Here is a 13409-nt window from a genome sequence, read left to right on the forward strand (position 1 = left end):
TGAGTAACTATGGTTGAACGAATAGCGAATAAAGATAAAGTAATTGCCGCAAATGAACGAATAAAGGAAAGAGAATTTTGGTTAGAAAACTTATCAGGGGAACTGGCTGACTGCCATTTCCCTTATGATTACCGGACCTCAAACAAACAGGTGAATTTATCAAATATTAGCATAAAACTAAAAGAGGAATTGTCCGAGAAGATTTTAAAGTTAGCAAATGGATCAGATCTTCAATTGCACATGATTCTTGCTGCGGGACTTACTTTGCTGTTAAATAAATATACTAGATTGCAAGATATATGCATTGGTACACCTGTTTTAAAACAAGACAGTGATATTAACCTTATTAATACTTTGTTAGTTTTAAGACATGGTCTTGAGGAACATATGACATTTAGACAAATTCTCCAGCATGTTAGTACAGTAATGGTTAATGCTTTAGAACATCAAAATTTCCCATTGGAAAGTTTACAACCAGTTTTGAGTAACTACCTTCCAGAGGGACGTAATTATCCATTCCGTACTGCAATTTTGCTAGAGGAAATTCAAGATTTAAATTATTTAAGTGAGAGCAATGCTGAGATTATATTCTCTTTCCGTCAAGTAAATGGGTGTATAGAAGTTGATATGTATTTTAATGAGCATCTATACAAAACATCTACTGTTACGCGATTTGGTCATCATTTTATAGACTTGTTAGAGCAAGCTTTACTACAACCGAATACACCGCATATGGAGTTAGATTGGGTTAGTGATAATGATGTAAGAGAGTTAATTACATTTAATCAAACTGGGTTAGATTACCCGCATCATTTAACGGTGATACAGTTATTTGAAGAACAAGTCATGCATAATCCAAATAAGATTGCTGTTTCTGATGAAAAAAGAGAAATAACATACGCTCAATTAAAAGAAAAGGTAGATCTGGTTGCCAGTTCTCTACATAAAAAAGGAATTGGAAAAGGACACATTGTTGGCCTTATGATGGATCGATCAATTGATGCAGTAATTGCATTGATAGGTATTTTAAAAAGTGGGGCTGCTTATTTACCTATTAACATATATTTGCCACATAAACGGATAGAGGCAATGCTACAAGAATGTAAATCTCCACTTTGTATAGTAAAACCAGAAATTATTAGTGAAGATTTTACAAGGGAAATCCAAGATTGTAGTATGGTGAGTTTTAATGAACTACTTGAAACAGAATTGGTTAGTTTCCCTTCAGTAAGTACACCTTATGATTTGGCATATGTTATTTTTACTTCTGGAACAACAGGTAATCCTAAAGGAATTATGATTGAAAATCGTAGTGTTATAAATTTAATTTTCGGGTTAAAAAATGAAATATATGATAAATATAGTTCCTCTATGCGAATCGGGTTAGTATCACCTTTTGAGTTTGACGCTTCAGTACAAAACATGTTTGGTGCGCTTCTATTAGGAAATAGTTTATTTATAGTACCTGAGGAAGCAAGAACTGATGGGCAGAAGCTAATTAATTTTTATCAAGAAAAGCAAATAAATATCGCGGATGGAACGCCGATGCATCTTCGATTATTAACTAATTTTATAGATGGAGAGGTAGAATATTCATTTAAACATTTTATTATTGCTGGAGAGGAATTACCACCGAAATTAGCACGGAAATTCCTTGGTTTATTTAATGAAAACTGCCGACCAGATTTAACAAATGCTTATGGGCCTACAGAGACAACTGTAGATTCTACATGCTATCATGTTCAGCACGCTGAGTTAGAATTTATGAATCAATTACCAATAGGAAGACCTCTAGCTAATCAAAAAGTTTATATTATGGGTGATAATCAACAATTACAACCCGTTGGAATTCCTGGGGAGTTGTGTATTTCAGGAGAAGGGCTAGCAAGAGGGTATTTAAATCAACCTAAGTTAACTATGGACAAATTTGTTCCTATACAAATCACCAAAACAGGTTCTTCTATTATAGATGACAAGGTATATCGTACTGGAGACTTGGCTCGCTGGTTACCAGATGGAAACCTTGAATATTTAGGCCGTATGGATGATCAAGTCAAAATTCGTGGATTACGAATTGAATTAGGAGAAATAGAAAAGCAACTATTACGTTATCCTGAAATTGGTGAAGCTATTGTAATTACACGTAAAAAAGAGGGAGAAGATGCTCCGGTTTTATGTGCATATGTTGTTATGAATTCTTCAGCTAAAGTAGAAGAGGTACGCCAATTCCTTAGAGAGTATTTACCTTTTTATATGATTCCTGCATACATCATCCCGATTGAGCAGTTTCCAATCTCATCAAACGGTAAAATAGATCGGAAAGCTCTTCCAGATCCAATTTGGGAGCAATCCACAGCTTTATTTATTGAACCACGTAATGAAATTGAACAAATGCTCTCTGAGATATGGAAAGTAGTACTTGGAATAGAGAAAATAGGTGTGAATGATAACTTTTTCGAATTAGGAGGTAATTCATTACAAATTACTTCGGTTGTTTCACACATATATAAACGTTTAGGTGTAGATGTACCTATACGTGAAATGTTTCAAAGGCCTACAATTATGCTATTAGCGGAGTATATAGAGAAATATGAGGGGAAGAAAAATTATTCTCAAATTGAGATCGTACCTGATAGAGAATTTTATCAAGCTTCTTCTTCACAAAAAAGATTATATATATTAAACCGCTTTGCTGGAATAGGAACTGCCTACAATATACCAGGTGCAATGTTAATAGAAGGTGAGTTTGATTTTATAAAGGCAGAACAATGTGTCAAAGAATTAGTAGAACGTCATGAATCATTAAGAACTTCATTCCAATTTATTAAAGGTGAACCAGTTCAATTTATTCATGATAGTTTAGATATTAGAATTGAACATTTATATAAATCTGATAGATCAACAATTGAAGAGCTAATACAGGAATTTGTTTGTCCTTTTCAGTTAGATAGGGCTCCACTTATGCGCGTCGGTTTAATGAAATTAGAATTCAATCAATATCTGTTACTATTTGATCTTCATCACATAATAGCAGATGGAGTATCTTTAGCGAAGTTAGAAAAAGAGTTTATAGATTTATATTCAGGCAAAACCTTAGAGCCTATTAAAATACAATACAAAGATTATGCCAATTGGCAAACCAACCGTTTACATGATGAAGGGCTGAAAGAAATTGAAGAGTATTGGGTAGAGAAGTTTAAAGGTGAGTTACCAATTCTTATGTTCCCAACCGATAAGCCACGTGGGCTAAATCAAACTTTTGAAGGTGATAGATTAGTATTCCATTTAACACCTGAACTTTCTAATAAATTAAAATCCTTTGCGGATGAAAGAGAAGCTACTTTATATATGGTACTTCTTTCGTCACTAAATATAGTATTGCATGTGTATACGCAACAGGAAGATATTATAGTAGGTTCTCCAATTGCAGGAAGAATTCATCATGATCTTGAGCCTCTCATAGGTATGTTTGTAAATACTCTACCTATGAGAAATCATCCTAAAGCGGAAAAGACGATAATTCAATTCTTAAATGAAGTAAAAGAAAATGCGCTAGAAGCATTTCAATATCAAGAATACCCATTTGATGAGTTAGTAAATAAGTTAGACATGGCTTATCATTCTAACCGGAATCCTGTATTTGATGTCATGTTAGTGATGCAGAATATAGGAAGAACATCAGAAAAAATAAAAGATATTACATTTAAATCTTACGAAATTAAGCATCAAGCTTCAAAGGTAGATATGAGTATAGAAGTATTTCCGGAAGAAGAGGGTCTACAATTAGAATTGGAATACGCGACAGGACTATATTATCCGCAAACTATAGAGCGGTTTATGATGCATTTTATAAATACGCTAGAGTGGATGGTAGCTAATCCTGAAGCGAAAATTGAAGACGTTAATGTTTTAAGTAAAAGTGAATCCACAAGGATGTTAAATGAACTTAATAATACAAAATTAGATTTTACTCAGGGTAAATTAGTTCATCAATTTTTTGAGGATCAGGTTGAAAATAAACCAGAAGAAATCGCAGTTATTTCAAATGATATACCGTACAGTTATTCGTATATCAATAATCGAGCAAATCAGCTTGCTCGTATTCTTAGACAAAAAGGTGTAGATCAGGAAACTAAAATTGGTATCGTTGTGGAAAGATCCGTAGAAATGATTATAGCTATATTTGCTGCGCTAAAATCTGGAGCTGCATATGTACCAATTGATCCTGAATATCCAAAGCGTCGAATGGAACATATTTTAGGGGATTGTAATCCTCAATTTGTACTTACAGAATCTAAATACGTAGGTGAAATTCCATTTGTAGGAGAGATTATTGATTTAAAGCAAGAAAATTTGTACGTTGGTGATACAAGTAACCTGGAGGTTACTGGAAAACCAAGAAACTTAGCTTATATTTTATATACCTCAGGTTCTACAGGTAGACCAAAAGGAGTCATGATTGAACATTGTAGTATTGTGAATTTCTTATTTTCAATGACTCATTTATATCCTATGGATGAATCAGATACGTATTTACTGAAGACGCCTTATATATTTGATGTATCTGTTTTAGAGTTGTTTGGGTGGACCATAGTAGGTAGTAAATTAGTAATAATGGAAAATGGGGAACATCGAAACCCAAGGGCAATTTTAAGAACTATAGATAAATATGATGTAAAATTATTAAATTTTGTACCGTCTATGTTTAGGGCATTCGTAAATACACTTAATAATGAAAATTGCCAGGTTTTAAATAAAGTAAAGTATATATTACTTGCGGGTGAAGCTTTGACACATGAGGTGGTTAATAAATTTAAAAAGCATCGACTATCGACTCAAATAGAAAATATGTATGGTCCTACTGAGGCGACGGTTATCGCAAGTACATTTTCACTTCAAGAAAGTGAAAACTATAATACTATTCCTATTGGAAAGCCTATTCCGAATGTAAGGCTTTATATACTTAATCAAAAACAGAGACTTCAGCCTATTGGCGCGGTAGGAGAGCTGTATATTGCGGGAGAAGGGCTTGCAAGAGGATATGTAAATCAAATGAGATTAACTGAAGAAAAGTTTTTACCAGACCCATTTGTAAAAGGGGAGAAAATGTACAGGACAGGAGATCTTTCACGCTGGTTACCTGATGGGAATATAGAATTCCTCGGTAGAAATGATGAACAATTAAAAATTAGAGGATATCGAATTGAGCCAGGGGAAATTTTAGATGCTTTATCTTCACATCATGCAATTAAAGAAGCAGTGATAGTAGACATTCAAGATGAAGATGGGCAGAAAAAACTTGTAGCTTATTTCGTAGCAAAATCACCTGTATCCATTTCTGATTTGAAATTGCATCTTGCGAAATTAGTTCCGAGTTATATGATACCTACTTTCTTTGTTGAAGTTGAAAACATACCATTAACACCAAGTGGAAAGGTTGATCGACATTCCTTACCTTCACCTAGATCTTTACCTAAGAATGAGGAGGAGAGTATGATGTCTCCTAGTAATGAGTTAGAATCTCGTTTGGTTGAAATATGGAAAAGTATATTGAAGATTGAAGCTGTCGGTGTAGAGGATGATTTCTTTGACTTAGGAGGAAATTCTCTACTAGCTATTGAGCTTGATCTTGCTTTAGAAAACGAGAATCTTAATACGGACGACTTAGTCGCATATACAAAGCGAAATATTAAACAACTAGCTGCTTATATAGCAGAAAAGAAAAATAATTAGTATTACTTCATATTGTAAACACGACTTTTAAGAGTTTAAATTTACACTTGCTATACTGTGGGATTAAAGGAGCTTTCCCTCTTAGCTTTCGGGAATGTTAGTGTTTATTCTGGTGACTATGAGTTAGGGAATTCTCCTCCCTATTATAGAATGATTAAAATAAAAAAGTGATTCGAGAAATAAGATTATTTATATGAAATGCATTAATAATAATTGATAGCTTTTTAAAGAAGATATACATATCTCTGTCAACTTAGTATAGAGAAATAACCAAATTACAATAGTTTTTCCTGCTGGTAAAAATATAGAGGTGAGTAAATGGGAAATTATACTTCTTCAATCTTATATGATGTTGAGCCTTGTAAAAGTTCTGAACAGAATTGTATTGATGATGTAATTGCTACGTTAGCTAATTGGTTTAAGCGTAAACATTATTTAATGTACGCTAGATTATGGGATTTTGGTTTTTCTCCTGTCGATAATGGAAATCTAGGGGATGGTTTATATACAGAGTCTGGTTATTTTGTAAGTGATTTAGAAAAATATCATGGTATAAAAAGTACTATATTTGATACAGATTCATCCGATGAAGGATTTGAAATTATATTAGAACAATTATACTCGGGATTTCCTGTGGTGGTAACCATGAATGCATACTGGCTTCCTTGGGATGAAAATTATCTAAAAAATCATATTGTTCATTCATTTGTTATTGTAGGATATGAGCCCGAAGAAGACTGTTTAATTATTACCGATCCATATTTTATGGTTAAAAATGCACAACTTTCAACAGAACTTTTTCATAAGGGTTATCAAAAAGTAAGTACTTTAAAAGTTACTGAAGATGAAATCACAGACATACAATCGATTACAACCGATTTGTCAAATTGGATAAAACATATTAAAGATGAAAAACATATTTTTTCACAAATGCACCTTTTTGCTACGAAACTAATAAGTAGGTTTGATTTAAATAAAGAGACAGATGGATATTCAGACTTTAATGATGTTCCGTTATTCTCACATTTAGGTCAAGTTGTAGATGGCCGAGTGAAGTTTTCAAAAATGCTTTCGTTTCTTGGTGAGCGTTATCACTCGGACTTCCAAACTATCGCTGAATCTATGAAGACAGCAGCTGCCAATTGGGGAGTAATTCGTGGATCATTGATAAAAATGCACTTAACAAAATCAGTAACTAGAGAAGGAATAGTAAACATTTCAGATAAAATTCACCATGCTGCAGAATACGAGCAAAATTTAGCTGAACAAATAATGACATTTCTTATTTCTGTTATAGAAGGTAATACAAAGAATGTAATCATAGATTCTTCTCCATCGATAGAAGAGACTACTAATTATGTAAAACCACTCGATAATATGGAAAGAAAGCTAGTTGATATATGGAAAGAAGTTATAGGTAATCCTTGTATTGGTGTGGAAGATAATTTTTTCGCACTTGGTGGTCATTCCCTTCATGCTACTGTAATCAACGCTAAAATATGGAAAGAATTTAATGTGCAATTATCATTAGCAAATCTTTTTGAGTATCCAACAATAAGAACTTTAAGTCATTTTATTAAAAATTCAAAAGAAAATAGGTTGCAAGAGATAGAAATAGTACCGGAATCTGAGGTATACCCGGTTTCATCGACTCAAAAAAGAATGATGTTATTACAAGAGATGGATGGGGTACAGATGACATACAATGTACCAAGTTGTTTTATTCTTAAAGGAACGGTGGACCGGAAAAGGATAGAATTAGTCTTTGAAAAGCTTATTAAACGCCATGAAATACTCAGAACACAGTTTGAGTGGCAGGGGGATCAATTAGTACAGAGAGTATTAGAACAGGTAACATTTGAGCTAGAAATGATAAAGGGAGAGTATAAAGAATGGTTGCAACCATTTAATCTTTCTAAGGTTCCGTTAATACGGGCTGGACTAAAGGAGCTAAAAGATCATAGTTATTTACTTGTAATTGACCTTCATCACATCATAACAGATGGCGTGTCTTTAAGTATCTTTATGCATGATTTTAAGGCCCTATATGCTGGGGAAACATTGCCGGAAAATCGTTTGCAATATAAAGATTATGCTGTGTGGGAACAAAAATTATTATCTTCTAAAGAATTTGATATCCATGAGAAATACTGGGAAGAATTATTCTCAGGGGATATACCAGTTCTTGAATTACCATATGATCGAGGTCGGCCACCTGTAAAGAGTTTTGAGGGTGAACAATATAATTTCCAAGTAAACAAGGAAATTACTCGGAAAATAAAAAAAATAGCACTAGAAACTGATACGACACCTTTTATGTTACTTATGGCTACCTTCACTATTTTTCTGTACAAGCATGGGGAACAAAAGGATGTCATTATAGGATCACCAGTTGCAGGTAGGCCGCATGCTGATTTATTACCTCTTATGGGGCTATTTGTAAATACAATTGCATTACGTTATCAAATAAATCCAGATCAATCTTTTATTAATCACTTGAAAAAAGTGAAAAACGATACGTTAGAAGCTTTCGAACATCAGGTGTATCCATTTGATCAATTAGTGGAAAAATTAGATCTTTCTAGAGACTTAAGCCGAAGTGCTTTATTTGATGTCATGTTTGTATTACAAAATTCTGATGAAAAACATACAGTTGTGGATGGATTAGAAATTAGCACGGAAACAAACACAGATACACTAACAAGTAAGTTTGATTTAACTCTTATTGCTGAAGAAAATAAAGATATATATGAATTCACTTTTGAATATGCTACATCTTTATTTGATAAATCAACAATAGTAGAATTTGGACGGCGATTTAACCTTCTATTAGAAGAAATAACAACTCATCCTAATGTTAGTCTAAAAGATATTCAAATGTTAACAAGTGAGGAAAAAGAACTTGTTTTATCTGCGACTCAGAAGAAAGAAAAAATAAAAATAGAGACTGATTTTAATTGGGATATAGGTTAATTGATTTCCCAGGTCTCAGAAGGAGTAATTACATGGATAATCATGAAAAAATACGTCAATACATTAAAAAAAATCTTATTATTTTTAATGCAGAGGAAACTATTGTTGCTAATGATGACAACATATTTGAAAAAGGTTATGTAAATTCGCTCTTTGCTATGCAAATGTTAAATTTCATAGAAACGGAGTTTGATATAGTAGTAGATAATGATGAACTTGATATTATTAACTTTTCTACTATTAATAATATGGTTGATCTAATTAACAAAAAGAAGAATGGGAATTTCACAGTATGAGTAATGCAGAAGAGATTCTGGGAGTAGTTGATGAGTTTGCGGAAAAGAAGCTTCGGCCTCGAGCAAGTGAGTTTGAAAGTAATGAAGAGCTTCCCTATGATGTGATACAAGAAATCTCAAGTTATGGTGTATTGGGTGCAACGATACCAAAAGAATATGGTGGGCTTTCTCTTGATTCTTTAGATTATGGTCGTCTTACTGAAATCATTGGTAAAGCTTGTAATTCGGTTCGTGAATTACTTACAGTTCATGTATCTTTAGTAGGGGAGTCAATTAAAAGGTGGGGGACTGAAGAGCAAAAGAGAAAATGGTTGCCTGAGATGGCAAAGGGGAACCTATTATTTTCATTTGCCCTAACTGAGCCAGAGGTTGGTTCTGATGCAAAAGCTGTTGGAACTTCTTATAAACAAGTTAATGATCATTTTATTCTTAATGGGCACAAAAAATGGATTTCTTTTGCTGACATTGCGGATTGTTTTTTAGTTTTTGCGTCTAGTGAGGGAAAAGTTAGCGCTTTTATTGTTGAACGGTCAATGACGGGTGTTTCTACAAATAAAATGAGTAAACTGTTAGCAAGTAATTCCTCGCATATAGCTGAGATTCATTTGCAAGATGTAAAGGTACCAGCTGAAAATTTGTTAGGACCAATTGGGGGTGGATGGAGTTATGTAGTTAACACAGCTCTTGATCATGGTAGATATAGTATTGCCTGGGCGGGAGTAGCTATTGCTCAAGAAGCACTAGAAGCAATGGTAGCTTATTCAAGAAGAAGAAAACAAGGAAATAAATATATATGTGAATATGAAGCAATTCAAACAATTTTAGCAGAAGCAAGTGTAAATATAAAAGCAGCTCGTTCGTTATGCCAAGAGGCTGGGAAAAAGCGTCAGGATAGACATACTGATGCTGTAATTGAAACAACCATTGCAAAATATTTTGCCTCAAAGATGGCTATGAAGGTAGCCACAGACGCTGTCCAAGTGTTTGGTGGAAACGGGTTTTCAAGAGAATATCCTGTTGAGCGTTTATTTAGGGAAGCAAAGGTTTTAGAAATTATTGAAGGTACCTCGCAGGTACTTCAGCCAATTATTGCGCAGCATGCACTTCACACTTGTTCTCAAAAGGGAGGACTTTTAAGAATATGATTTATGAATTGGTAAAAGAAAAGGATGAATTCAAACAAATATCACCACTTCTCGTTGATTATAAGAACCATCCAATACTTAATGGTATAGCTCATGGTTACAATAAGGGACATATTTATGTGGATAATCCTAATAACCCTAGATGTGCACTCGTATGGGCAGAACAAGAAATTTTTTATTTATTAGGTGATCCTACAAGTAATTTTGTTTCAAGGCTACCAACTTTTATTAAAGAAGTAATTGCACCTGAGGCTCAGCAGATAGGGGATGACTTTTTTCAGGTTGAATTATTACCCGAATCAAAATGGAAACAGGTTGTCGAGGAACAATTGCAAATGTTTATTCCTAAACCTTACACTCGAGTAACATTTACTTTTGATCCGGAGTCTTATAATAAGTTATCTAAACCTAATATGCCTGATGAGGTAACGGTGGAACGTATTACAATCGACATGTTATCAGATAAAAAGTTCGCAATGGTACGGGATGATATTGTTGATTTTTGGGAGTCAACTCAGGATTTCATCCGAAATGGATTTGGTTATGTAGTAATGGTACATGAACAAGTTGTAACTAGTTGCTTATCGGTTTTTGCAACAGATACTGATGTGGAAATTGGAATTAATACTTATGATTTATTCCAGCGAGGTAAAGGGTATGCTTGGTTGGCTGCAAGAGCATTCTTGGATGACTGTTTAAAACAAGGAAGAACACCACATTGGAAGACAGAGGATTTTCGTATTCCATCTATTAAACTAGCGGGAAAAGTTGGATTCACAAATCTTCAAACCTATACAGCTTATGTGTTTCCTTATAACGAATTAGATAATTTCGTTTTTACCGCATACCATCAACTAAGATACTATTCAGATTTTAATGAAGCTAGTGAGTTTGTACAAAAAGCTCGTACTATAGGAGATTTAAATGCATGGCATCACTTTTTACTTTCATGTGGTTATTCATTAATTGATAGAATCGATCTTTCGTTAAAGCATATGAATCTTGCACTAGATCTAGGATGGAATGATGTATCAGATATTCGCTATGTAGTTGATTTAGTCAATTTAAGAAAAACTGAAGAGGGACGAGCTTTATTAGATAGAGTTGAAGATAGCTTAAGATGAAAATAAGGGAGATAAAAAGATGAATATTGTATTTATGTTTCCTGGCGTAGGATCCCATTATTCTGGAATGGGTAAGTACCTTTATGAAAACTTCCCTGTAGCACGTGAGATATTTGAAGAAGCAAGTGACACTCTAAAAATAGACATGGCTTCCCTTTGTATGGAGAAGACATACAAAGCTGAGCTTGAAAAATTACAAAATTCACAGACTGCTTTAGTAACAACTAGCATGGCAGCTTTTCGAGTTTTTGAACAGGAAATAGGCAATAAACCAGAGGCAATGATTGGATATTCTTTGGGAGAATATACAGCTCTATGTGCTTCTGGAGCAATTGCATTTTCAGATACCTTAAAATTAGTACAAGAACGTAGTACGATTTTGAGTAGCTATGCATTGACTATAGATGGAACTATGGCATGGGTTAACAATCTTGCTCCAGAAATTGTTGAAGGTATTTGTTCAGAATTGTTAACCAAGGGACAGGAAGTATATATATCGGCTTATGACACTCCAAATAAAACATCAATTTCTGGTACAAACTCTGCGGTTCAGTTAGCTTGTGAAATGGTAGTAGAGCATGGGGGAATTGCAATCCCCCTTAAATTAAGTGGACCATTTCATTCTCCTATGATGCAACCTGCTGCTAAAAAATATAAGAGTGTACTAGAAAATATAGATATGAAACAGCCATTAGTACCTGTCATAGCGAATCATGATAGTTCAATGTATAAAGGTATAGAAAATATAAGAGAAAACCTTTACTTACAATTAATAAAGCCTGTGAAATGGTTGGACATGATTCACTATCTAATGAATCAAGGGTCTATGAAAGCTATTGAAATGGGACCAAAGGAAGTCTTGAAGTATCTTCTGCAAGCTATTAACCCTGCTATATCGACATGTAATTATGAAAGGGAGAAAGATATCCTAAATACAAAAAATTCTTTTACATTACAAGAATCTGATTATGAAGAAGTTATATCAGGGTGTTTAACTGTAGTTGTAAGTACAAAAAATTATAATACAGATTTAAGTGATTATCAGAAAAAGGTAGTACTCCCATTTCAAAAGGTCCAAAGTCAATTGGAAGAAAAAATTAATTCGGGGTATTCAGTGGAGAAAAGTGATGTAGAAGAAGCAATCCAAATGATGAAAACAGCACTTACTGAAAAACAGATTAAAGAGAGAGAACAAAAACGTTACCTGCAAAGAGTTCTTCAATGTAAAAGTTTTTAGATATAAATTATAAATATATTAAGGGAGCGATGATGGATAAATGTTCAAGAAAATTGGTATTGTAGGTGCTGGAACAATGGGGATCGGCATGGCAGTAGATTTAGTGCTGCATGGTCTAGAAACGGTATTAATTGATGTTACAGAAGAGCAGTTAGAAATAGCGGAAGAGAAAATATTAGAGACAGTTCGCTTTGCTCCTCTAATTAATAAAGCATTTCCTAGAATGCATAAGGAAGAAGTACTTTCGTTAATAAGTAGCTCTACTAATCTTGATGAAGTGGCTGAATGTGATTATATAGTAGAAAATGTTCCAGAAAACTGGCAAATTAAAGAGCCGATCTATAGAAGATTAGATGAGATATGTAAAAAGGATACAATTTTCGGAGTCAATACGTCTTGTATCTCAATAACAAAAGTAGGAGGAGTAACAAAGCGTCCAGATAAAATAATAGGAATGCATTTTATGAATCCGGTATATATGAAACCATCTATAGAAGTTATTAGAGGGTATTTAACTTCAGATGAAACGGTCGAGAAAGCTCAATCTTTCCTCAAACAATTAGATAAAGATGCAATTGTGGTTAATGATCAGACTGGGTTTGTTTCTAACCGTATCTCCCACTTATTCATGAATGAATCAGCTTGGGTTGTAATGGATGGTGTAGCAACGCCTAAACAGGTAGACGATATATTTAAAAAATGCTTTGGACATACAATGGGTCCATTAGAAACAGCAGATTTAATTGGATTAGATACAGTATTACATTCTTTGAATGTACTTTATGAGGAATATCAAGATCCAAAGTTTAGATGCTGTCCGTTACTTAAAAAGATGGTGGATGCTGGTGAATGTGGTAGGAAGAGTGGTAAAGGTTTTTACGCTTATTAAAAATTAAAAATT

7 protein-coding genes are annotated in these 13409 nt (G+C 33.7%); all 7 read left to right on the top strand.

Annotated elements, in window-relative coordinates:
* The first annotated feature begins 9 nt into the window (after positions 1-9).
* Positions 10-5733 carry a non-ribosomal peptide synthetase gene (locus ACS2CR_RS07075; RefSeq protein ID WP_153602544.1) on the top strand — a complete coding sequence of 1908 codons (5724 nt, stop codon included), beginning with the start codon at positions 10-12 and terminating at the stop codon, positions 5731-5733.
* A gap of 318 nt (positions 5734-6051) precedes the next feature.
* Entirely contained in the window at positions 6052-8706 is a 2655-nt protein-coding gene (locus ACS2CR_RS07080; protein ID WP_153602543.1) for a condensation domain-containing protein, read from the top strand.
* Between the two features lie 32 nt (positions 8707-8738).
* Positions 8739-9002: an acyl carrier protein gene (locus ACS2CR_RS07085; RefSeq protein WP_000368639.1), complete on the top strand. Its 264-nt coding sequence runs from the start codon at positions 8739-8741 to the stop codon at positions 9000-9002.
* Positions 8999-10147 (top strand): acyl-CoA dehydrogenase family protein, encoded by a 1149-nt coding sequence (locus ACS2CR_RS07090; RefSeq protein WP_000063355.1) that lies wholly within the window; start codon positions 8999-9001, stop codon positions 10145-10147. The genes ACS2CR_RS07085 and ACS2CR_RS07090 overlap by 4 nt, the downstream gene beginning before the upstream one ends.
* Positions 10144-11271, top strand: a complete 1128-nt coding sequence (locus tag ACS2CR_RS07095; protein WP_153602542.1) for a GNAT family N-acetyltransferase — start codon at positions 10144-10146, stop codon at positions 11269-11271. The genes ACS2CR_RS07090 and ACS2CR_RS07095 overlap by 4 nt, the downstream gene beginning before the upstream one ends.
* A 19-nt stretch (positions 11272-11290) precedes the next feature.
* Positions 11291-12508: an ACP S-malonyltransferase gene (locus ACS2CR_RS07100; protein WP_153602541.1), complete on the top strand. Its 1218-nt coding sequence runs from the start codon at positions 11291-11293 to the stop codon at positions 12506-12508.
* Between the two features lie 40 nt (positions 12509-12548).
* Positions 12549-13397: a 3-hydroxyacyl-CoA dehydrogenase family protein gene (locus ACS2CR_RS07105; protein ID WP_000473347.1), complete on the top strand. Its 849-nt coding sequence runs from the start codon at positions 12549-12551 to the stop codon at positions 13395-13397.
* Positions 13398-13409 lie beyond the last annotated feature (12 nt).

The organism is Bacillus cereus group sp. BceL291 (assembly GCF_051776705.1).
GTDB lineage: Bacteria > Bacillota > Bacilli > Bacillales > Bacillaceae_G > Bacillus_A > Bacillus_A cereus.

Excerpts from the sequence above, each read along its gene's own strand:
- ACS2CR_RS07100 (WP_153602541.1), top strand. The coding sequence starts at position 11,291 with ATGAATATTGTATTTATGTTTCCTGGCGTAGGATCCCATTATTCTGGA.
- ACS2CR_RS07085 (WP_000368639.1), top strand. The coding sequence starts at position 8,739 with ATGGATAATCATGAAAAAATACGTCAATACATTAAAAAAAATCTTATT.
- ACS2CR_RS07075 (WP_153602544.1), top strand. The coding sequence starts at position 10 with ATGGTTGAACGAATAGCGAATAAAGATAAAGTAATTGCCGCAAATGAA.
- ACS2CR_RS07095 (WP_153602542.1), top strand. The coding sequence starts at position 10,144 with ATGATTTATGAATTGGTAAAAGAAAAGGATGAATTCAAACAAATATCA.
- ACS2CR_RS07080 (WP_153602543.1), top strand. The coding sequence starts at position 6,052 with ATGGGAAATTATACTTCTTCAATCTTATATGATGTTGAGCCTTGTAAA.
- ACS2CR_RS07090 (WP_000063355.1), top strand. The coding sequence starts at position 8,999 with ATGAGTAATGCAGAAGAGATTCTGGGAGTAGTTGATGAGTTTGCGGAA.
- ACS2CR_RS07105 (WP_000473347.1), top strand. The coding sequence starts at position 12,549 with ATGTTCAAGAAAATTGGTATTGTAGGTGCTGGAACAATGGGGATCGGC.